Origin of the sequence: Mycobacterium palustre (assembly GCF_002101785.1) — a bacterium.
Classification (GTDB): domain Bacteria; phylum Actinomycetota; class Actinomycetes; order Mycobacteriales; family Mycobacteriaceae; genus Mycobacterium; species Mycobacterium palustre.
Map to the genome: position 1 here is coordinate 1 of NZ_LQPJ01000146.1, position 21,250 is coordinate 21,250.

At 68.2% G+C, this 21,250-nt stretch carries 21 protein-coding genes, 2 tRNA genes and 1 pseudogene; 8 read left to right on the forward strand and 16 right to left on the reverse strand.

Annotated features, from left to right (window positions below; all coding sequences use genetic code 11):
• Positions 1-202, reverse strand: a pseudogene (locus AWC19_RS30185) (transglycosylase family protein); the annotation flags it as partial.
• Positions 203-819: 617 nt separating this feature from the next.
• On the opposite strand from AWC19_RS30185, the gene AWC19_RS26260 reads away from it, so the two are divergent.
• Entirely contained in the window at positions 820-1,080 is a 261-nt protein-coding gene (locus AWC19_RS26260; RefSeq protein WP_085081014.1) for a hypothetical protein, read from the forward strand.
• A 47-nt stretch (positions 1,081-1,127) separates the two neighbouring features.
• Here AWC19_RS26260 and mobA read toward each other — a convergent pair whose 3' ends face one another.
• The 4 genes from mobA to clpX form a co-directional block, all read right to left on the reverse strand.
• The gene (gene mobA, locus AWC19_RS26265; protein ID WP_085081015.1) at positions 1,128-1,733 is read right to left on the reverse strand and encodes a molybdenum cofactor guanylyltransferase; all 606 of its coding nucleotides are present in this window, start codon (positions 1,731-1,733) and stop codon (positions 1,128-1,130) included.
• Between the two features lies 1 nt (position 1,734).
• On the reverse strand, positions 1,735-2,835 hold the full coding sequence (locus AWC19_RS26270; protein ID WP_085081016.1) for a 2-oxoacid:ferredoxin oxidoreductase subunit beta: 1,101 nt from the start codon (positions 2,833-2,835) through the stop codon (positions 1,735-1,737).
• Positions 2,832-4,811 carry a 2-oxoacid:acceptor oxidoreductase subunit alpha gene (locus AWC19_RS26275; protein WP_085081017.1) on the reverse strand — a complete coding sequence of 660 codons (1,980 nt, stop codon included), beginning with the start codon at positions 4,809-4,811 and terminating at the stop codon, positions 2,832-2,834. The genes AWC19_RS26270 and AWC19_RS26275 overlap by 4 nt, the downstream gene beginning before the upstream one ends.
• Before the next feature lie 341 nt (positions 4,812-5,152).
• Positions 5,153-6,433 carry an ATP-dependent Clp protease ATP-binding subunit ClpX gene (clpX, locus tag AWC19_RS26280; RefSeq protein ID WP_085081018.1) on the reverse strand — a complete coding sequence of 427 codons (1,281 nt, stop codon included), beginning with the start codon at positions 6,431-6,433 and terminating at the stop codon, positions 5,153-5,155.
• A 265-nt stretch (positions 6,434-6,698) separates the two neighbouring features.
• Here clpX and mmuM point away from each other — a divergent pair, with 265 nt between their 5' ends.
• The gene (gene mmuM, locus AWC19_RS26285) at positions 6,699-7,586 is read left to right on the forward strand and encodes a homocysteine S-methyltransferase (protein WP_245849352.1); all 888 of its coding nucleotides are present in this window, start codon (positions 6,699-6,701) and stop codon (positions 7,584-7,586) included.
• A gap of 3 nt (positions 7,587-7,589) precedes the next feature.
• Here mmuM and clpP2 read toward each other — a convergent pair whose 3' ends face one another.
• From clpP2 to AWC19_RS26305, 4 genes are all read right to left on the reverse strand, one after another.
• A complete protein-coding gene (gene clpP2 / locus AWC19_RS26290; RefSeq protein ID WP_085081020.1) occupies positions 7,590-8,234 on the reverse strand; it encodes an ATP-dependent CLP protease proteolytic subunit ClpP2 in 645 nt (214 codons plus the stop codon).
• Positions 8,231-8,821 (reverse strand): ATP-dependent Clp protease proteolytic subunit, encoded by a 591-nt coding sequence (locus tag AWC19_RS26295; RefSeq protein WP_085081021.1) that lies wholly within the window; start codon positions 8,819-8,821, stop codon positions 8,231-8,233. Before AWC19_RS26295 ends, clpP2 begins: the two co-directional genes overlap by 4 nt.
• Positions 8,822-8,938: 117 nt before the next feature.
• Positions 8,939-10,408, reverse strand: a complete 1,470-nt coding sequence (tig, locus tag AWC19_RS26300; RefSeq protein WP_085081022.1) for a trigger factor — start codon at positions 10,406-10,408, stop codon at positions 8,939-8,941.
• A 56-nt stretch (positions 10,409-10,464) separates the two neighbouring features.
• Positions 10,465-10,541 (reverse strand) — tRNA-Pro (locus AWC19_RS26305).
• A gap of 145 nt (positions 10,542-10,686) precedes the next feature.
• Between AWC19_RS26305 and AWC19_RS26310 the strand changes: the two genes are divergently transcribed.
• Positions 10,687-10,757, forward strand: a tRNA-Gly gene (locus AWC19_RS26310).
• A gap of 30 nt (positions 10,758-10,787) precedes the next feature.
• Positions 10,788-11,981, forward strand: coding sequence for a serine hydrolase domain-containing protein (locus tag AWC19_RS26315; RefSeq protein WP_085081023.1), 1,194 nt, complete (start codon positions 10,788-10,790; stop codon positions 11,979-11,981).
• Positions 11,982-12,027: 46 nt separating this feature from the next.
• Here AWC19_RS26315 and AWC19_RS26320 read toward each other — a convergent pair whose 3' ends face one another.
• From AWC19_RS26320 to AWC19_RS26335, 4 genes are all read right to left on the reverse strand, one after another.
• A complete protein-coding gene (locus tag AWC19_RS26320) occupies positions 12,028-12,285 on the reverse strand; it encodes an Mtp family mycobacterial-type pilin (RefSeq protein WP_169718153.1) in 258 nt (85 codons plus the stop codon).
• A gap of 151 nt (positions 12,286-12,436) precedes the next feature.
• A complete protein-coding gene (locus tag AWC19_RS26325) occupies positions 12,437-13,246 on the reverse strand; it encodes an Fpg/Nei family DNA glycosylase (protein WP_085081025.1) in 810 nt (269 codons plus the stop codon).
• A 14-nt stretch (positions 13,247-13,260) separates the two neighbouring features.
• Complete coding sequence (locus AWC19_RS26330) at positions 13,261-13,740, reverse strand: ribose-5-phosphate isomerase (RefSeq protein ID WP_085081048.1); 480 nt, start codon at positions 13,738-13,740, stop codon at positions 13,261-13,263.
• A 145-nt stretch (positions 13,741-13,885) separates the two neighbouring features.
• A complete protein-coding gene (locus AWC19_RS26335; protein ID WP_085081026.1) occupies positions 13,886-14,506 on the reverse strand; it encodes a mycothiol-dependent nitroreductase Rv2466c family protein in 621 nt (206 codons plus the stop codon).
• Positions 14,507-14,636: 130 nt separating this feature from the next.
• Here AWC19_RS26335 and pepN point away from each other — a divergent pair, with 130 nt between their 5' ends.
• Positions 14,637-17,219 carry an aminopeptidase N gene (gene pepN / locus AWC19_RS26340; RefSeq protein ID WP_085081027.1) on the forward strand — a complete coding sequence of 861 codons (2,583 nt, stop codon included), beginning with the start codon at positions 14,637-14,639 and terminating at the stop codon, positions 17,217-17,219.
• Positions 17,220-17,280: 61 nt separating this feature from the next.
• On the opposite strand, the gene AWC19_RS26345 is transcribed toward pepN, so the two are convergent.
• From AWC19_RS26345 to AWC19_RS26355, 3 genes are read right to left on the reverse strand one after another with little or no spacing between them, the layout of a single operon-like run.
• Positions 17,281-17,748: a DUF5130 domain-containing protein gene (locus AWC19_RS26345; protein ID WP_085081028.1), complete on the reverse strand. Its 468-nt coding sequence runs from the start codon at positions 17,746-17,748 to the stop codon at positions 17,281-17,283.
• Complete coding sequence (ctaJ, locus tag AWC19_RS26350) at positions 17,735-17,971, reverse strand: aa3-type cytochrome oxidase subunit CtaJ (protein ID WP_085081029.1); 237 nt, start codon at positions 17,969-17,971, stop codon at positions 17,735-17,737. The genes AWC19_RS26345 and ctaJ overlap by 14 nt, the downstream gene beginning before the upstream one ends.
• Positions 17,972-18,030: 59 nt before the next feature.
• The gene (locus tag AWC19_RS26355; protein ID WP_085081030.1) at positions 18,031-18,678 is read right to left on the reverse strand and encodes an HNH endonuclease; all 648 of its coding nucleotides are present in this window, start codon (positions 18,676-18,678) and stop codon (positions 18,031-18,033) included.
• Between the two features lie 152 nt (positions 18,679-18,830).
• Here AWC19_RS26355 and glbO point away from each other — a divergent pair, with 152 nt between their 5' ends.
• From glbO to AWC19_RS26370, 3 genes are all read left to right on the forward strand, one after another.
• A complete protein-coding gene (gene glbO / locus AWC19_RS26360) occupies positions 18,831-19,226 on the forward strand; it encodes a group 2 truncated hemoglobin GlbO (protein ID WP_085081049.1) in 396 nt (131 codons plus the stop codon).
• Positions 19,223-20,815 carry a glycoside hydrolase family 13 protein gene (locus tag AWC19_RS26365; RefSeq protein ID WP_372508686.1) on the forward strand — a complete coding sequence of 531 codons (1,593 nt, stop codon included), beginning with the start codon at positions 19,223-19,225 and terminating at the stop codon, positions 20,813-20,815. Before glbO ends, AWC19_RS26365 begins: the two co-directional genes overlap by 4 nt.
• A gap of 113 nt (positions 20,816-20,928) precedes the next feature.
• Positions 20,929-21,249, forward strand: a complete 321-nt coding sequence (locus tag AWC19_RS26370) for a hypothetical protein (protein ID WP_085081032.1) — start codon at positions 20,929-20,931, stop codon at positions 21,247-21,249.
• Position 21,250: the final 1 nt, after the last annotated feature.

Genomic DNA, 21,250 nt, shown 5'->3' on the forward strand with positions numbered 1-21,250 from the left:
CCGGCGGCGCAGCGTTGGGGTCGAAGCCCACGGGCGCCGCCGGCGGGGCGTCCGGAGCCGGTGGCGGGGGCAGGTCGGGGGCACCGATCGGGGAAACGTTCGGGTCAATGCCCATCGGCTCCGCGCTGGCCGTGGCGGATGGCACCGTCACCAGCGTTCCTGTGATCGCGGCGAGGATGAGCGTCTTGCGGACGTTCTTCAAATTTCTTCCTTTCGCGGTGCGCGCGCGCCAAAGCAAGCCCACGGCGGTGGGCTGGGATGCTTGATTGCTGCGGAATAGCTGCTTGGAACGTGCCGTCTCGTTCAGGCACGACAGCGGCGGGCTCAGTCTGGATCTGCCCGGCGGGGCACTGCCCCTGGCCGCGGCGCGGCCTACGCCGCCCGCAACCCCGCTCGCACGCGGGTCCGTGGATTCAATTTTTCGATTACTTCTCCGTTAACCCGTTTCGGGCTACCAGGGACCGTACGAAAACGGATCGCATTCGTCATCTCGGGATTTCGGATATCTCGTTTCGATTACGAGCCGATCACGCCGCGATCGCGCCGCCATTTTTCCAGGTCAACCGCGCGTTTTCGCCGCGCGTGCGGCCGCGAGGATTTCTCTCAAACCGTGACCCGAATCACGCAGATATTGTGAACTGGAACACGTTTGGGTGGCGCGCAGGCGCCGCGACGGGCACGAAACAGCGCGCCGCGGGGCGCGCGAGGGTCCGCGCATGCTACAGCAAGTGCCGTCGAAGTGACGTGCGACACGCCGTTACGGTACTCGGGGCGCCGCGACGCTGAACTCGTTGTGACGCAACGGCTTCCGGAAGGCTCATGCCGGGCCCGCCCGTGGCGTCGCTTGGACCGCGCGTGCCGACCGCCTTATACCTCAAGCGAATTCGTCCGTCGGTGGCCGCTGCGGACGGATCGGCCGAAACGGACCGCACGGCCGCACCGGCGAATCGCGACGATGCCGAAATCACCGCCGGGGCAACCGAATCCGAAATCGATCGGAAGGCGGGGCGCCGAGCGAGCAATTACGCGATCGCAATTGATTTACGGCAAAAAGAATGGTCGAAGTCGCCGCGCAATTGATCGCGTAAAGCTTCTAAATAAAAGCCATAAACCGCTTTGCGCCGAATTCAGACGCCGGGCTTCACGAGCGCGCGTAGTTCGGCTTCCGTGTTGACGTTTGCCAGCGACCGCGAATCCGGCAGGACGATCTGCTGGGCATCGGAGGCGTCGATCAGGGCGCTCATCCTGCGCTCGCCGGCGGCCACCAGCGCCTGGATCCGGTCCGCCAGATCGGTGCGGTACACCGCCGCCAGGTAGTGGCTGCGACCGTCCCACGGCAACACCACCTCGGCGTTGGTCTCCACCGCGAGGCGGACCAGATCGTCGATCAATTCGGGCTTGAGCAACGGCATGTCGACGGCGCCGACGAAAGCGAACTTCGCGCCCGCCTCCCCGGCCGCGCGCAGTCCCCTCCCGGCCGCGGGCAACGGCCCCAGGCCCCGCACCTCGTCACGCACGATGCGAGCGTTCAAGGCGGGCAACGGTTGTCCGGGGGCGGCCACGACGAACACCGGCTCGCAGCGCTGCCCGACGATGCCGACGACGTACTCGACCATGGTGGCGGCCCCGCCGGGTCCGGGCAGCGTGGCCTTGTCGCGGCCCATGCGCCGCGATTCGCCACCCGCGAGGATCACCCCGGCCAGTGACACTGCGTCGGGCTTGAGCTCGGCCACGTCAGTCGACGGTCCAGGTGTCGCGCCCGCGCAACAGCGACTGCAGGGCGGCGGAGTCGAACGGCTTGGACGACCGGGCGGCGCGGACCTGCGAGCGGGCCGCGTCGTCGTAGGTGGGCCGCTTGATGTCGCGGAAGATGCCCAACACCGTGTGGTCGAGGTTCTGGTCGGACAGCCGCGACAGCGCGAACGCGTAGGCCGACTCGTCCGCGTGCGCGTCGTGCACCACGATTTCCTCGACGGCCACGTCGGCGGTCTTGGCCACCTCCAGGCTGAACCCCGACTTGACCACGCAGAATTCGCCGTTGGCGCCGAACACGATTGGCTCGCCGTGGTGGACCCTGATCACCCGCTCCTCGGCGCCCTCCTTGCGCAGCGCGTCGAACGAGCCGTCGTTGAAAATCGGGCAGTCCTGCAGGATTTCGACCACCGCGGCGCCCCGGTGCTCAGCGGCGGCGCGCAGCACCTCGGTCAGGCCGGCGCGGTCGGAATCCAGGGCGCGCCCGACGAATGTCGCCTCCGCGCCCAGCGCCAGCGACACCGGGTTGAACGGCTGGTCCAGCGACCCCATCGGCGTCGACTTGGTGATCTTGCCGACCTCCGACGTCGGCGAGTACTGGCCCTTGGTCAGCCCGTAGATCCGGTTGTTGAACAGCAGGATGGTGATGTTGACGTTGCGGCGCAGCGCGTGGATCAGGTGATTGCCGCCGATCGACAGCGCGTCGCCGTCGCCGGTGACAACCCACACCGACAGGTCCTCGCGGGCCAGCGCCAGCCCGGTCGCGATGGCCGGCGCGCGGCCGTGGATCGAGTGGAACCCGTAGGTCTCCAGGTAGTACGGGAACCGGCTGGAGCAGCCGATGCCGCTGATGAAGACGATGTTCTCGCGGCGCAGGCCCAGCTCCGGCAGGAAGTTGCGGATGGTGTTGAGGATGACGTAGTCACCGCAGCCCGGGCACCAACGCACCTCCTGGTCGCTGGTGAAGTCCTTGGCCTTCTGCGGCTGGTCCTCAGGAGACAAAGCGGGCACGCCGTCGTTCTTGGTCAACCTCGAAGTCACGTCCAGGTCCGTACCTACCAAGTTGCCTACCAGGTCGGTCATTCGATAGCTCCCGCTCCAACCGTTGCCGCCGCCATCCGGGCGACCATCACCTTGTCTTGCTCGATTTCGGCCAGCGTCCCGCCGAGGGCGGCGCGGATGAGGCGCCCGATCTCGTCGGCGAGGAACGCCACACCCTGGACCTTGGTGACGGATTGCACGTCGACCAGGTACTTGCCGCGCAGCAGCAGCGCCAGCTGCCCGAGGTTCATCTCGGGGCACACCACCTGCGGGTAGCGCCGCAGCACGTCGCCGAGGTTCGCCGGGAACGGGCTGAGGTAGCGCAGGTGGGCGTGGGCGACCTTGATGCCCTTGCGGCGCGCCCGCCGGCACGCTTCCCCGATCGGGCCGTACGAGCTGCCCCACCCGATCAGCAGCAGCTCGGCGTCCCCGGTCGGATCGTCGACCTGCAGGTCGGGCACCTCGATGCCGTCGATCTTGGCCTGGCGCAGCCGGACCATCAGGTCGTGGTTGACCGGCTCGTAGGAGATGTTGCCGGAGCCGTTCGCCGCTTCCAGCCCGCCGATGCGGTGTTCGAGCCCGGGTGTGCCCGGGATCGCGAACTGGCGGGCCAGGGTTTCGGGGTCGCGGTTGTACGGCTGGAACGGTTCGTCCGCCTTCGCGAACGGGTGCTTGATGGGCCGCAGCGTTTCGACGTCCGGGATGCGCCACGGCTCGGAGCCGTTGGCGATCGCGCCGTCGGACAGCACGATCACCGGGGTGTGGTAGGACACCGCGATGCGCGCGGCCTCCAGCGCGGTCTCGAAGCAGTCGGACGGCGAGCGCGGCGCCAGCACCGCCACCGGCGATTCCCCGTTGCGGCCATACAGCGCCTGCAGCAGGTCGGCCTGCTCGGTCTTGGTGGGCAGCCCCGTCGACGGGCCGCCCCGCTGCACGTCGATGACCAGCAACGGCAGCTCCGTCATGACCGCGAGGCCGAGCGCCTCCGACTTCAGCGAAATGCCGGGTCCGGACGTGCTGGTGACCCCGAGGGCGCCGCCGTAGGAAGCCCCGATCGCCGCGCAGATGCCGCCGATCTCGTCCTCGGCCTGGAAGGTGATGACGTTGAAGTTCTTGTGCTTGGACAGCTCGTGCAGGATGTCGGAGGCCGGCGTGATCGGGTAGCTACCGAGCACCACCTGCAGGTTGGCCAGCTGACCGGCCGCGACGATGCCGTAGGCCAGCGCGGTGTTGCCGGAGACCTGGCGGTATTCGCCGGCGGGCAGGGTCGCCCGCGACACCTCGTAGGTGGTGCCGAAGGCCTCGGTCGTTTCGCCGTAGTTCCAGCCCGCCTTGAGCGCCAGCACGTTGGCCTCGGCGATCTCGGGCTTGCGGGCGAACTTCTCGCGGATGAACCGCTCGCTGGTTTCGATGGGTCGCCCGTACATCCACGACAGAAGGCCAAGGGCGAACATGTTTTTGGCGCGCTGGCCGTCCTTCTTCGATGCGCCGATCGACTCGACGGCACCGAGCGTAAGCGTGGTCATGGCCACCGAATGCACGACGTAGTCGTCCAGCTCGTCGGACTCCAGCGGGTTGGTGACGTAGCCCACCTTGGTCAGGTTGCGCTTGGTGAACTCGTCGGAATTGGCGATCACCATGCCGCCGCGCGGCAAGTCACCGATGTTGGCCTTCAGCGCCGCCGGGTTCATGGCGACCAAAACGTCCGGGCGGTCGCCGGCGGTCAGGATGTCGTAGTCGGCGATCTGGATCTGGAAGGACGAGACCCCGGGCAATGTGCCTGCGGGGGCGCGGATCTCGGCGGGATAGTTCGGCTGGGTGGCCAGGTCGTTGCCGAAAAGCGCCGCCTCGGAGGTGAACCGGTCGCCGGTCAGCTGCATGCCGTCGCCGGAGTCCCCGGCGAATCGAATGACGACCTGTTCCAGGCGCTGGCGTTCGGCTCCGTTGTGCGAGGGTGCCCCGTTGCCAGAGGAGCCATTGTGAGAATCAGAGCCGGCTCCGCTGCCGATCGGATCCACGTCTCCGCCTTCCTAATTCGTTAACCGGATAGGCACTCCGCTGGAGCTTTAGGTTACGCGCCGATTAGGCGACTCCCGCGCCCGCGAGCTTGTGTGTCACTAGTAGTACCAAGTATGGCACTTCTCTAAGGGTTATATGAGCGTCTCGGTGGCATTACATGTGGCGGAATTATTGTAAAAACCCGTAGTCAGGGCCCGATCGCGGCGCGGAAAACACCAAACTGTGTTATTGGTCACGTCCAGGGGCCCGACCGTCTTAAACCCGCGCGCCACCGGGCCGCGGAACCTCGGCAGGGCTCGCCGAAGCGACAGGCGGCAGTGCCGCCGTCATCGCCGAGTGGTTAGGCGCTCTTGTCGCGGCGCTCGCTGCGCGACGGCTTGCGCGGCACGATCGTCGGCAGCACGTTGTCCTGCACGGTCTCCTTGGTCACCACGACCTTGGCGACGTCGTCGCGGCTCGGGATGTCGTACATCACCGGCAGCAGCACCTCTTCCATGATCGCCCGCAGGCCGCGAGCGCCGGTGCCGCGGTGGATCGCCTGCTCGGCGATGGCCTCCAGCGCGTCGTCGGTGAACTCCAGCTCCACGCCGTCCATCTCGAACAGCCGGGTGTACTGCTTGACCAGAGCGTTCTTCGGCTCGGACAAGATCTTGACCAACGACTCCATGTCCAAGTTGGTGACCGAGGCGACCACGGGGAGCCGGCCGATGAACTCGGGAATCAGGCCGTACTTGATCAGGTCCTCGGGCATCACTTCGGCGAAGTGGTCGGTGGTGTCGATCTCGGCCTTGGAGCGGACCTCCGCGCCGAAGCCCAGGCCGCGCTTGCCGACGCGCTCGTAGATGATCTTCTCCAGCCCGGCGAACGCCCCCGCGACGATGAACAACACGTTGGTGGTGTCGATCTGGATGAACTCTTGGTGCGGGTGCTTGCGGCCGCCCTGCGGCGGGACCGAGGCCTGGGTGCCCTCGAGGATCTTCAGCAGCGCCTGCTGGACGCCCTCGCCCGAGACGTCACGGGTGATCGACGGGTTCTCGCTCTTGCGGGCGATCTTGTCGACCTCGTCGATGTAGATGATCCCGGTCTCGGCGCGCTTGACGTCGTAGTCGGCGGCCTGGATGAGCTTGAGCAAAATGTTCTCGACGTCCTCGCCGACATAGCCGGCCTCGGTGAGCGCGGTGGCGTCGGCGATGGCGAACGGCACGTTGAGCATCTTGGCCAGCGTCTGCGCGAGGTAGGTCTTGCCGCAGCCGGTGGGGCCGAGCATCAAGATGTTCGACTTGGTCAGCTCGACCGGCTCGGAGCGGGAGTCGCGGCCCTTTTCGCCGGCCTGGATGCGCTTGTAGTGGTTGTAGACCGCGACGGCCAGCGTCCGCTTGGCGGTGTCCTGGCCGATGACGTATCCCTCGAGGAATTCGCGGATCTCGGCCGGCTTGGGCAGTTCATCAAGCTTGACGTCGTCGGCGTCGGCGAGCTCCTCTTCGATGATCTCGTTGCAGAGATCGATGCACTCATCGCAGATGTAGACACCGGGTCCAGCAATGAGTTTCTTGACCTGCTTTTGGCTCTTCCCGCAGAACGAGCACTTCAGCAGGTCACCGCCGTCTCCGATGCGCGCCATGTTGCTGAGGGCCTACTTCCTTGTCGCCGTTCGTATAGCTGTGCCGCATGTAATCCCCGACGCTACCCGCTTGCTTGGGCCCGATGCGACCGTTAACACCGAATCGCGTCGTTGATATTCGTGGATTACATGCCGTTTCGTCTGGATGAAACATATAGGCAGACGGCGCCTGTCACTCGCCGAGACGCGCATTCCGTGTCTTTGGCGTGTCGCGGTCGTAACTCGACCGACGCAGACCACCAGGCAACAACCCTACAGTGGCGGGGTGGGATGGGTTCCGGGCGGCGAATCCGCGCTGATCAGCGACGGCGGCCTGGCAACCGAGCTGGAGGCGCGCGGCCATGACCTGTCCGATCCGCTGTGGTCGGCCAGGCTGCTGGCCGACGATCCGCGGCAGATCGTCGCCGTGCATGCCGCCTACTTTCGCGCCGGCGCCAGGATCGCGACGACGGCCAGCTACCAGGCGTCGTTCGAGGGCTTCGCGGCCCGCGGGATCGGCCGGGACGACGCGGCCGGGCTGCTGCGCCGCAGCGTCGAGCTGGCCAAGGCGGCGCGCGCCGAGGCCGGCGACGACGCGCTGCGCGTCGCGGCTTCGATCGGCCCGTACGGTGCGGCGCTGGCCGACGGGTCCGAATACCGTGGGCGCTACGGGCTTTCGATTGCCGCGCTGAAGCGGTGGCACCGGCCCCGGCTGGAGATCCTCGCCGGCGCCGGCGCGGACGTGCTCGCGCTCGAGACGGTGCCCGACGTCGACGAGGCCGAGGCGCTGGTCGACCTCGTTCGGTCGGTCGGGGTGCCGGCCTGGCTGAGCTACACGATCGCCGGGGCCCAGACCCGCGCCGGACAGTCGCTCGCGGAGGCGTTCGCGGTGGCCGCCGGGGTTTCGCAGATCGTGGCGATCGGCGTCAACTGCTGCGCGCCCGACGACGTGCTGCCCGCGGTCGAGACGGCCCGCGCCGTCGGCAAGCCGGTGATCGCCTATCCCAACAGCGGCGAGCGGTGGGATGGGCGGGCGTGGACCGGGCCGTCGCGGTTTCGAGCCCGACTGGCGAGGCAGTGGGTCGCCGCCGGGGCGCGCATCGTCGGGGGATGCTGCCGCGTAGGGCCGGCCGACATCGCCGAAGTGGCGACGGCGCTTGCACCGAGCCTGTAGGTGTCAGGCGGTTTGCGCCGAAAGCTTGCGGTACTCGAGAACCGTGTCGATGATCCCGTAGTCCTTGGCCTCTTCGGCGGTCAGGATCTTGTCGCGGTCGGTGTCCTTGCGGATGACCGAGGCATCCTTGCCGGTGTGGCGGGCCAGCGTCGTCTCCATCAGGGTGCGCATCCGCTCGATCTCGGCGGCCTGGATTTCCAGGTCGGAGAACTGGCCCTGGATCACCCCGGACAGCGACGGCTGGTGGATCAGCACCCGCGCGTTGGGCAGCGCCATCCGCTTCCCGGGCGTGCCGGCGGCCAGCAGCACCGCCGCCGCCGACGCGGCCTGGCCCAGGCACACCGTCTGGATGTCGGCGCGCACGTACTGCATGGTGTCGTAGATCGCCATCAGCGAGGTGAATCCGCCACCGGGCGAGTTGATGTACATGGTGATGTCGCGGTCGGGGTCGAGCGACTCGAGCACCAGCAGCTGGGCCATGATGTCGTTCGCCGACGCGTCGTCGACCTGCACGCCGAGGAAGATGATGCGTTCCTCGAACAGCTTGTTGTAGGGGTTGGACTCCTTGACGCCGAAGCTCGAGTGCTCGATGAACGACGGCAGGATGTACCGCGCCTGGGGCTGGGTGTGGGGATTGAGGGGACTCACTGGGCTTCTCCGTTGGTGATGGTGGCGGCGCGGGTGATGATGTGGTCGACGAAGCCGTATTCCAGGGCTTCCTGGGCGGTGAACCAACGGTCGCGGTCGGAGTCCGCCTCGATGCGTTCGATCGGCTGCCCGGTGAATTCGGCGTTGAGCCGGAACATCTCCTTCTTGATGACGGTGAACTGCTCGGCCTGGATGGCGATGTCGGCCGCGCTGCCGGTCACGCCGCCCAGCGGCTGGTGCATCAGGATGCGGGCATGCGGCAGCGCATAGCGCTTGCCCTTGGTGCCGGCGGCGAGCAGGAATTCACCCATGGAGGCGGCCATGCCCATCGCGTAGGTGGCGATGTCGCACGGCGCCAGGACCATGGTGTCGTAGATCGCCATCCCGGCGCTGATCGATCCACCCGGGGAGTTGATGTATAGGGAGATGTCCTTGTCGGTGTCCTCGGCGGCGAGCAGCAGGATCTGAGCGCACAGCCGGTTGGCGACCTCGTCGTTGACCTCCGAGCCGAGGAAGATGATGCGCTCGGAGAGCAAGCGCTCGTAGACCGAGTCCGTAAGGGTGAGACCCTGCGAGGGCACACGCATGTCAGTCACGACTGGGTTACCTGCTTTCTCGAGTTCTTCTATGCACCGACCCTAACCAACCGAGCCCGCTGTCGGGCGGCCACGCACCCCCTGGAATGGGCGCGTTCGCTCACAGCGTCAAGACTCGGTCGGTTCCGCGTCGCCTCCGGCTTCGTCGGTTTTGTCGGTCGCGTCGGCGTCGGCCGCGTCGGCCTCCTCAGCCTCGCCTACCGGCTCGGCATCGTCAGCCTCCGAAGCCCGATTGTCGGCCTCCTCAGCCTCCGAAGCCCGATTGCCGAAGAACTCGCTCGTGTCGATCGTGTTGCCCTCGGAGTCGGTGACGGTGGCCGCCCGCACCGCGGCGGCGATGGCCAGGCTGCGCCGCACGTCGGCGAACATGGCCGGCAGCTGGTTGTTCTCCTGCAGATAGCCGAACAGCTGCTGCGGCTCGATGCCGTACTGCCGCGACGTCGCCACCAGCCGCTCGGTCAGGTCGTCCTGGCCGACCTGCACGTCGAGCTCGTCGGCCAGCGCGTCGAGCAGCAGTTGCTTCTTGACCTCTGTCTCCGCGGCGTTGTGCGCGTCGACCTCGAACTGCTGGCGCGACTGGCCTTGCGCCCGCAGGGCCTCGGCGAACTTGGCCTCGTCGTGGTCGAAGCTGTGCAGCGCATTGTGGACCGCGCCGTCGACCTGGGCCTTGACGACCGCCTCCGGCAGCGGCACCTCGACGCGCTCGAGGAGCGCCTCGATGGTGGCGTCGCGGATCTGCTGCGCCTGCTGGGCGCGCTTGGCCTGACCCACCTGGTCGCGCAGGTTGGAGCGCAGTTCGTCGATGGTGTCGAATTCGCTTGCCATTTGGGCGAATTCGTCGTTGAGCTCCTCGAGCTTGCGCGCCTTGATCGACCTGACGGTGACGGTGACCTGGGCGTCTTCGCCGGCGTGTTCGCCGGCCGCCATCTTCGCGGTGAATTCCTTGGACTCGTCGACGGAGAGCCCCACCACCGCGTCGTCGAGTCCGGCGATGAGCCGGCCCGAGCCGACCTCGTAGGACAGCCCCTCGGCGCGCGCGTTCGGCACGTCCTCGCCGCCGACGGTTGCCGACAGGTCGATGGTGAGAAAGTCGCCCTGCTCCACCGGGCGGTCCACCTCTTCCAGGGAGGCGAACCGGGCGCGCAGCGATTCCAGCTCGGCGTCGACGTCCTCGTCGCGGACCTCGACCGGGTCCACGGTGACCTTCAGCTCGCCTAGGTCGGGGAGGGTGAGCTTGGGACGGACGTCGACCTCGGCGGTGAACGCCAGTTCCTGGCCGTACTCCTTCTTGGTGACCTCGATGCTGGGCTGGCCGAGCGGCTGGACCTCGGACTCCACCACCGCCTGCCCGTACCGGGCCGGCAGCGCCTCGCTGACGACCTGGTCGAGCATCGCCTCCCGGCCGAACCGGGCCTCGAGCAGCTTGGCGGGGGCCTTGCCGGGCCGGAAGCCGGGCAGCCGCACCTGCTTGGCCAGCTCCTTGTAGGCGCGCTGGAAATCGGGTTCCAGTTCGGTGAACGGCACCTCCACGTTGATCCGCACCCGGGTGGGGCTCAACTGCTCGACGCTGCTCTTCACGGTGGTGCTCCTCGATGGTCGGTGTGGCCGCGTTCGCGGCGCGGGGCGGGTGGCGCTGGTCGGGGTGACAGGATTTGAACCTGCGGCCTTCCGCTCCCAAAGCGGATGCGCTACCAAGCTGCGCTACACCCCGCGCTGACCTCGCGATCCTACGGCCCGTGATCACCAGGTTGGCCACCGGCTGCGGGGCGAGCTCGAGACCTCACGACGCGATCACAAAACCGCTTCGATTAGATTTGATGTTCGTCGCCAGATACAGTCTCGCTCGACTAAAACTTGCGGGCGTAGCTCAATGGTAGAGCCCTAGTCTTCCAAACTAGCGACGCGGGTTCGATTCCCGTCGCCCGCTCGGACACGTTCTACTCGACAGAAAGGCGCCATGAGCGACGTCCAAATCAAGGGCTCATGCGCGTCGGACTTCGTAGGAGTGCGCGACGCGTTTGAGCGCAACTTCGTGCTGCGCCAGGAGGTCGGCGCGGCGGTCGCCGTGTGGGTGGACGGCGAGCTGGTCGTCAACCTGTGGGGCGGCTGGGCCGACGCGGCGCGCACCCGGCCCTGGCAGCAGAACACCCTCACGACGGTGCTCTCGGGCACCAAAGGGCTGTCGGCCACCTGCGTCCACCAACTCGCCGACCGCGGCGAGCTGGACCTGCACGCCCCGGTGGCACGCTACTGGCCCGAGTTCGGCCAGGCCGGCAAGCAAGACATCACGCTGGCGATGGTGATGGGCCACCGCTCCGGCGTCATCGGCCCGCGCACCCGGATGAGCTGGGAGCAGGTCGCCGACTGGGACTTTGTCTGCACGCAGCTGGCGGCCGCCGAACCGTGGTGGGAGCCCGGCACCGCCCAGGGCTACCACATGACGACGTTCGGCTTCATCCTCGGTGAGGTGTTCCGCCGGGTCACCGGCCGAACGATCGGCCAGTACCTGCGCAGCGAGATCGCCGAACCGCTGGGCGTCGACGTGCACATCGGCCTGCCGCCGGCCGAGCAGCGCCGCTGCGCCGAGCGGGTCAACAAGCCGCACGCCCGCGACCTGTTGGCCGAGGTGGACGCCCCCGGCTACCCGACCAGCCTGGCCGAGCACCCCAAGGCGGCGCTGTCGATCTCGATGGGGTTCGCCCCCGACGACGAGCTGGGGTCCCACGATCTACAGCTGTGGCGAGCGCTGGAGTTTCCCGGCACCAACGGGCAGGTGTCGGCGCTGGGATTGGCGACCTTCTACAACGCGCTCGCGCAGGAGAAGCTGCTCAGCCGGAAGCACATGGAGTTGGTCCGGGTGTCGCAGGGCGGCTTCGAGCCAGACCTGGTGCTGGGGCCTCGCGTCGCCGACCACGGGTGGGGTCTGGGCTACATGCTCAACCAGCGCTGCGTCAACGGCCCAAACCCCAAGATCTTCGGCCACGGCGGGCTGGGCGGCTCGTTCGGCTTCGTCGACCTCGAGCACCGGATCGGCTACGCCTACGTGATGAACCGCTTCGACGCCACCAAGGCCAACGCCGACCCGCGCAGCGTCGCCCTCAGCAACGAGGTCTACGCCGCGCTGGGCGTCATCGAGCGGGCCACCACGTAAACCGCACCCCGCCGACAGCGGGGTGCGGTTGCTTGGAAGTGACGGGTCAGCGATGGTCCCAGCCGGGGCCCCCGGGTCCACCCGGTCCCCCGGGCCCGCGGAACGGCTCGGGATGTGGGTTCGGGCCGGGCCCGCGCCAGTTGTCATGGCAGTGCCCGAGGTCCCAGTTATCGCCCCAGCCCGGGTCCCAGAAGTCTCCCGGACACCACTGCGGGAGCGGGCCGGGCTGCGCCTGAGCCTCGGTCGCGGCGCCCAGGCCCGCCAGGCCCAGACCGATGAATATCGCGAATATCGTTGCAATCAAACGTGGATGAGTTTTCACGAGGGCTACCAATACCTCGCGGTGGCGCCGGTTAAACAGTAGACGCCAGCGTTTCTTCCTGGCAGTTTCCTGAAAGTCGCGCTACCGGCCCGCCCACCTGCGCTTTCGACCACGGCGCCGGCGGTGAGCTTCGTCACTTCTGGCAGGCGGGGCACCAGAACAGGTTTCGGCCCTCGAGCACCGCGGTGCCGATCGGCCCGCCACACACCCGGCACGCCTCACCGGGACGCCGGTAGACGTAGGTGCGGGGCCGGCCCGGCAGGTACGACGGCGGCCCGTGGTCGTGCTCGGGCCGGACCACGATGATCTTGCCGCGACGCAAGCCCACCTTCATCAGCGCCACCAGGTCGGTCCACATCGCGTCGAACTCGGCCTCGCCGATCCCGCGGCCGGGCCGCAAGGGGTCGATCCCGTGGCGGAACAGCAACTCGTTGCGGTACACGTTGCCGACACCGGCGATGACGGTCTGGTCCATCAGCAGAGCCCCAATCGGCCTGCGGGACTTGGTGATTCGGGCCCACGCCCACGACGGGTCGGCGTCGGCGCGCAGCGGGTCGGGGCCAAGCCTGGCCAGCACGTCGCTGACCTGACCTTCGTCGATCACTTCGCACACCGTCGGGCCGCGCAGGTCGGTGCCGTAGCCGCCGCCCACCATCCGCATCCGCACCTGCCCGACCGCTTCTGGGAGCGCGGCGCCGTCGGCGCCCCGGGGCGTCGCCCATTCGGTGAAGGCGCCGTACAGACCCAGGTGCACGTGCACGATCGGGCCGCCGGCGTAGTGATGGAACAGGTGCTTGCCCCAGGCGCTGGTCCGCTGCAGCACCCGGCCGTCCACCACGTCGGCCGCGAAGCGGCCCTGCGGGCTGGACACCGCGACCGGTGCGCCGCCGAATCGGCGCTGATGCAACCGGGCCAGCCGGTGCAGGGTATGCCCTTCGGGCAACGCTTCGGCCCCTCCTAATTCGGCGCGCCGGGCACCGGTGGCGCTTGGTGGGTGCGTTCGTATTCGGCGAGGATGTCGATACGCCGTTGGTGGCGTTCGGCTTTCGACCATTGCGCATTCAAAAACGCGTCCACGATCGCCAGCGCCTCCGGGACGGTGTGCATGCGACCGCCGATCCCGATCAGCTGGGCGTCGTTGTGTTCGCGGGCCAATGTCGCCGTCTCCACACTCCACGCCAGCGCGCACCGGGCCCCGGGCACCTTGTTGGCCGCGATCTGCTCGCCGTTGCCCGACCCGCCCAGCACGATGCCCAGGCTGTCGGGGTCGGCCACCGTGCGGGTGGCGGCGGCGATGCAAAACGCCGGGTAGTCGTCCTCGGCGTCGTAGCTGAAGGCGCCGCAGTCGATCGGCTCGTGCCCGGACGCTTTGAGGTGCTCGATGATCTGTTGCTTGAGCTCGAATCCGGCGTGGTCAGAACCGAGGTAGACGCGCATGCCCGACATCTTTGCATGCCGGGCCCGATCGACCCGCGGCGATCGCCAGCGCGGCCAACCCGGGCGCAGCGGGTCGCCGCCCGACCGACCCGCGGCGATCGCCAGCGCGGCGAAGCCGGGCGCAGCGGGTCGCCGCCCGACCTACTCAGTCGAATTCGGGCTTTTCGGTGCGGGTCCGCTTGAGTTCGAAGAAGTGCGGGTAGGACGCGAAGGTCACCGAGGCGTCCCACAGCTTGCCCGCTTCCTCGCCGCGCGGGATTTTCGAGAGCACCGGCCCGAAGAACGCCACCCCGTTGACGTGGATGGTCGGCGTGCCGACGTCGTCGCCGACGGCGTCCATCCCCGCATGGTGGCTCTTGCGCAGCGCGTCGTCGTAGGCCTCGCTGTGCGCGGCCTCGGCGAGCTCGGCCGGCAGGCCGGCGTCGGCCAGCGACAGCTTGATGACCTCCTCGAGGTTCTTGTTGTCCTCGTTGTGGATCCGGGTGCCCATCGCGGTGTAGAGCGGGCTCAACACCTCGGCGCCGTGGGCCTGCTCGGCGGCGATCGCCACCCGCACCGGGCCCCACGCGTGCTTCATCATCTCGCGGTACTTGTCGGAAAGGCCCTCGCGGTTTTCGTTGAGGATGGCCAGGCTCATGACGTGGAAGTGCACCTCGATGTCGCGGACCTTTTCCACTTCGAGGATCCAGCGCGACGTGATCCAACACCACGGGCACAGCGGGTCGAACCAGAAGTCGGCTTGGTTTTTCGTGGCCTTCTCGGACATCGCAGCGGTCCTCTCCTGCACGGTTAGGGACGGTCAGAACACCGTCCAGCACAACCGTAGTCATCGCGAGGCTGTTCCCGCCCCGCCGCACGGGTTACCTCGAATTCACCGACACGTTTAAGTTGGACACGTGGCCCTTCCTAACCTCACCCGGGACCAGGCCGTCGAGCGCGCCGCGCTGATCACCGTCCAGAGCTACCAGATCAGCCTGGACGTCACCGACGGCTCGGGTGCGCCCGGCGAGCGAACCTTCCGCTCCACTACCACCGTGGTGTTCGACGCCCTGCCCGGCGCCGACACGGTCATCGACATCGCCGCCGACACCATTCGCAGCGCCAGCCTCAACGGGCGCGACCTCGACGTGTCCGGCTACGACGAATCGGTCGGCATCCCGCTGAGCGGGCTCGACAAGCGCAACGTCGTCGTCGTCGACGCCGATTGCCGTTACTCCAACACCGGCGAGGGATTGCATCGCTTCGTCGACCCGGTCGACGACGAGACCTACCTGTATTCGCAATTCGAAACCGCCGACGCCAAGCGGATGTTCGCCTGCTTCGACCAGCCCGACCTCAAGGCCACGTTCGACGTGCGCGTCGTCGCGCCCGCGCACTGGAAGGTGATCTCCAACGGCGCGACCGTCTCGATCGAGGACGGGGTGCACACCTTTGCCACCACGCCGAGGATGAGCACGTACCTGGTCGCCCTGATCGCCGGCCCCTACGCCCGGTGGAAGGACTCCTACGTCGACGAGCACGGCGAGATCCCGCTGGCCATCTACTGCCGGGCGTCGCTGGCCCAGCACATGGACGCCGAGCGGTTGTTCACCGAGACCAAGCAGGGATTCGGCTTTTACCACAAGAACTTCGGGGTGCCCTACGCGTTCGGCAAGTACGATCAGCTGTTCGTCCCCGAGTTCAACGCCGGCGCAATGGAAAACGCCGGCGCGGTGACCTTCCTCGAGGACTACGTCTTCCGCAGCAAGGTGACCCGGGCCTCCTACGAGCGGCGCGCCGAGACCGTGCTGCACGAGATGGCGCACATGTGGTTCGGCGACCTGGTCACGATGACGTGGTGGGACGACCTGTGGCTCAACGAGTCGTTCGCGACCTTCGCGTCGGTGCTGTGCCTCAGCGAGGCAACGGAATTCACCGAGGCGTGGACGACGTTCGCCAACGTCGAGAAGTCCTGGGCGTACCGCCAGGACCAGCTGCCGTCGACGCACCCGATCGCCGCCGACATCCCCGACCTCGCCGCCGTCGAGGTGAACTTCGACGGCATCACCTACGTCAAGGGCGCCTCGGTGCTCAAGCAGCTCGTCGCCTACGTCGGGCTGGAGCAATTCCTGGCCGGGCTGCGCGACTACTTCCGCGCCCACGCCTACGCCAACGCCACCTTCGACGACCTACTCGCAGCGCTGGAGAAGGCGTCCGGGCGCGACCTGTCCACCTGGGGCGCCCAGTGGTTGAAAACCACTGGGCTGAACACACTTCGGGCCGATTTCGACGTCGACGCGGACGGCAGGTTCACCCGGTTCGCGGTGACGCAGAGCGGCGCCGCCCCGGGCGCCGGTGAGACCCGCGTGCACCGGTTGGCGGTCGGCATCTACGACGAGGATGGTTCCGGCGGTGCCGGCAAGCTGGTCCGGGTGCACCGCGAGGAACTCGACGTCGAGGGACCGGAAACGGAAGTTCCTGCGCTGGTTGGTGTTTCGCGGGGAAAGCTGATCCTGGTCAACGACGACGACCTGACCTACTGTTCGCTGCGGCTGGACCCCGAGTCGCTGCGGACCGCGCTGGAGCGGATCGCCGACATCGCCGAGCCGTTGCCCCGCACGCTGGTGTGGTCGGCGGCGTGGGAAATGACCCGCGAGGCCGAGCTGCGGGCGCGCGACTTCGTGGCGCTCGTCTCCGGCGGTGTTCAGGCCGAATCGGAGGTCGGGGTGGCGCAGCGGTTGCTGCTGCAGGCCCAGACGGCGCTGAACTCCTACGCCGAGCAGGGCTGGGCCCGCGGACACGGCTGGCCCCAATTCGCCGACCGGATGCTGGAATTGGCGCGCGCCGCGCAACCCGGATCGGATCACCAGCTGGCCTTCGTCAACGCACTGTGCTCGTCGGTGCTGTCGACCCGGCACGTCGTGACGCTGGCGGACCTGCTCGACCACGATCCCGCCGAGCTGGGCCTGGCCGGCCTGGAAGTCGACACCGACCTGCGCTGGCGCATCGTGACCGCGCTGGCCACCGCCGGCGACGTCGACGCCGACGGGCCCGAGACGCCGTTCATCGACGCCGAGGTGCAGCGCGACCCGACCGCCGCCGGCAAGCGACACGGCGCCCAGGCGGCGGCGGCGCGCCCGCAGCCGCAGGTCAAGGAGCAGGCGTGGACCACGGTGGTCGAGGACGACACCCTGCCCAACATCACGGCCCGCGCGATCATCGCGGGCATCGCGGCGCCGGGGCAGGCCGAGCTGCTCAAGCCGTTCACCGCGCGCTACTTCGAGGCGATACCCGGGGTGTGGGCGCGGCGGTCCAGCGAGGTCGCCCAGACGGTGGTGGTTGGCCTGTATCCGCACACCGACATCAGCGACTCCGGCATCGCGGCCGCCGACGAGTTCCTGAGCGACCCGGAGGTGCCGCCGGCCCTGCGCCGGTTGGTGCTCGAGGGCCAGGCAGGGGTGAAGCGGGCCTTACGGGCCCGCAAGTTCGACGCGTCCTGATCGAGCCTGCGCTCAGCGCCTGCGGCGCTTTGGACGCAGTCTCGATGCGAGGCGGCGGCGACTAGGCCGGGGAGATCCCGGAGCTCAGCACGCGGATCGCGCTGACCAGCCCGTCGACCAGGTTGCCCTGCTCGAACGCCGAAGCGGCGGCGGCCACGCCCAGCGGAGCGGCCGACTCGGCGCCGCGGCCCCGCACGCGCGAGCCGTAGACCACCTCGATGACGTGCTGGTCGGGCGAGACCGCGAGCAGCACGGCGTTGTCCGGGGTCGGGACGTGGGCCAGGATCTCGCGGGCCCGCGCCGCGGTGTCGCTGCCCAGGTCGCCGAGGTAGATGGCGAACCGGGCCCGGGACGCCCGCGAGCCGTACTTCAGCGCGTCGTCGATGGCGACCAGGTCCTTGATCGGGAACGGGAAGTGCACCGACACCTCGCCGGGCTCGGTGACCCTCGAGATCCGGCCGCTGGTCGTGATCGCCGAGCCCTTGCGCAGCTCGCTGCGCTCGATCGTCGCTACCTCACCACGTGCCACTGGCGCCACCTCCCACCGAGAACTCCGCGGCGCCGTGCCCGCCGTGCGCACCGCCGACGTCCTCGTCGGTGGCGGCCCACAGGATCGGCGGATGCGTCCACTTCTCCGCCAGTGTGTAGGTCGCCGGGTGCGGCCCCTTGCGCGACAAGATCAGCGCCGACAGCACGACCACCAGCAGCAGCGGTATGCCGATGAAGTACAGGTGAATCTCCGTTAGGCTCACGACGCAAACCGTATCCCACCGGCGATGCGGGGGCACAGCGAGACACCGGCCAATCAGGCCTAGGCGGCGCCCTCGCCGAGGTAGCGGGCCCAGGCCGGGTCGAGTTCCTTGACCGTCGACAGCAGCCGCCAGTGCTGTCCCGTCGGCGGCAGCGGCGCGCGGCGCAGCGTCCACCCCAGCTCGGTGAGCAGCTTGTCGCCCTTGCGATGGTTGCAGGTGGAGCAGCAGGCGACGCAGTTTTCCCAGGAGTGGTCGCCGCCGCGGCTGCGCGGCACCACATGGTCGACGGTGTCGGCCTTGGCCCCGCAGTAGGCGCAGCTGAAGCGGTCGCGGTGCATGAGCGCGGCCCGGGTCATCGGGACGCGGGCGCGGTAGGGGACCCGGACGTAGTTCCGCAGCTGGATCACCGACGGCACCACGATCGAGCTGGTCGCCGAGTGGATCACCGGGCCGGCCGGGTCGTGGTGGACCACGTCGGCCTTGCCGCAGATCACCATCACGATGGCGCGCCGCATCGGCAGCGCGGTCAGCGGCTCGTAGGTGGAATTCAGCAGCAGCACCCGGCGGCGACTCCAGATCGAGGCCCCGTCGTGCCGGGTCGGCGGATGGGTTTCGACGCTATGCAGGGATGACGCGGTTGGGGGCCCGGTTAACCCTGCCGCGGCAACCGAACTGCGGTGGCTGCGGCGTCTCTTGCCATGCGCCATAGATCCTCCGCGGATAGTCCACCATGATTCGCCGCCAAACGCACCCTTATTGCAGGTGCGCCCCGTGTCGAACCGGTGAACACCAGGAGCGCCCACGAACGCTCGAGCCCCGTCTCGTAGCCCTACCGCACCGATGCACCACAATGGAGGCGATGGATTCCCAGCAACAGTCCTTCTACGACGCCGTCGGCGGGGCCGAGACCTTCCACGCGATCGTGTCGCGCTTTTACGCGCAGGTCCCCGAGGACGAGATTTTGCGGGAGCTCTACCCCGCCGACGACCTGGCCGGCGCCGAAGAGCGGCTGCGCATGTTCCTCGAGCAGTACTGGGGCGGCCCGCGGACGTACTCCGAGCGGCGCGGCCATCCGCGGCTGCGGATGCGGCACGCGCCGTTTCGGATCACGCCCATCGAACGTGACGCCTGGCTGCGGTGCATGCACACCGCCGTGGCCTCCATCGACTCGCAGACCCTCGACGACGAGCACCGCCGCGAGCTGCTCGACTACCTTGAAATGGCCGCACACTCCCTGGTCAATTCGACCTTCTGATTTCGAACGGAGCGAGATTGAGCCCCGAGCCGTGGTGGTCGAGCGCGGTCTTCTACCAGGTCTACCCACGGTCGTTCGCCGACAGCAACGGCGACGGGGTCGGCGACCTGGACGGCGTGACGGCCCGCTTGGACCACCTGCAGTACCTGGGCGTCGACGCCATCTGGCTCAACCCGGTGACCGTCTCGCCGATGGCCGATCATGGCTACGACGTGGCCGACCCGCGCGACATCGACCCGGTGTTCGGCGGGATGGCCGCGATCGAACGGCTGATCGCCGCGGCGCACCGGCGCGGCATCAAGATCACCATGGACGTGGTGCCCAATCACACCAGTTCGCAACACCCCTGGTTTCAGGCGGCGCTGGCCGCCGGGCCGGGGACCGACGCCAGGGCGCGGTATTTCTTTCGCGACGGGCGAGGGGCCGCCGGGGAGCTGCCGCCGAACAACTGGACGTCGGTGTTCGGCGGGCCGGCCTGGACCCGGGTCGTCGAACCCGACGGCAAGCCCGGCCAGTGGTATCTGCACCTGTTCGACGCGGAGCAACCGGACCTGAACTGGGAGCACCCGGACGTGTTCGACGACTTCGAGAAGACGCTCCGTTTTTGGCTGGAGCGCGGTGTGGACGGCTTCCGCATCGACGTCGCGCACGGGATGGCCAAGCCCGCCGACCTGCCCGACGCCCCGGAGGGCGAGATCAAGGTGTTGCACCACAGCGACAACGACCCCCGCTTCAACCACCCGAGCGTGCACGAAATCCACCGCGGCATCCGCGCGGTCGTCGACGGCTATCCCGGGGCGGTCACGGTCGGCGAGGTGTGGGTCACCGACAACGCCCGCTGGGCGGAATACCTGCGGCCCGACGAGCTGCACCTGGGTTTCAACTTCCGGCTCGCGCAGATCGACTTCGACGCCGGGGAAATCCATGACGCGATCGTCAACTCGCTGGCCGCCACGGCCATCGAAAACGCCACGCCCACTTGGACTTTGTCCAACCACGACGTCGGCCGCGAGGTCACCCGCTACGGCGACGGGCCGACCGGGCTGCGCCGGGCGCGGGCCATGGCCATGGTGATGCTCGCGCTGCCGGGCGCCGTGTTCATCTACAACGGCGAGGAACTGGGCCTGCCCGACGTGTTGGACCTGCCCGACGAGGTGCTGCAGGACCCGACGTGGGAACGCTCGGGACACACCGAGCGCGGCCGCGACAAGTGCCGGGTGCCGATTCCCTGGTCGGGTGACGCGCCACCGTTCGGGTTCTCCAGCAGCGCCGACACCTGGTTGCCGATGCCGGCCGACTGGGCGGCGCTGACCGTCGACAAGCAGCGCGCCGACCCTGACTCGACGCTGTCGTTCTTTCGCCGCGCGCTGCAATTGCGCAGGGAGCGAACCGAATTCGAGGGCGGCGAGCTCGAATGGCTGGCCGCGCCCCGCGACGCGGTGATATTCGAGCGCAACGGCGGCAGCCTGGTGTGCGCCCTGAACGCCGGTGTCCGCCCGCTGGTTTTGCCGCCGGGAGAGCCGATCCTGGTCAGCGCGCCGCTGGTCGACGGAATGCTTCCCCCCGACGCGGCGGCCTGGCTGGTCTGACTCGGCAGGGCACAGCGCCGCGTCACGCGGCGCCGCGGGTCACCTTTGGCGGGCACGAAACGTCAGAAGTGTGTCGGAGCAACATGATCGACTGACTGACGAAGGAGCTTGCTATGCCGGCATTGATCGTGCGGTACGAGGTGGTGCCCGAGCACGTCGACGACATCGTGGAGGCCGTTGAAGTCGCCTTCGCCGCAGCGAACGAGCGGCAGCCCGAGGGCATTCGGTGGACTTACTGGCAAGGCCCGGGCGACACCGAATTCGGGGCGATCCTGGAACTGGCCGACGGAGTCGAGAATCCGCTACCGGGCATCGCCGCAGCGCGCGGTGTACAGGAGGCGATCGCCAAAGCCGTTGCGGGTGAACCGCCGACGCCGAAGCATGTCACCGTGATCGGCTCGTACGGCCCGGGCCGTTCGTCTGCCGGCGTGTGAT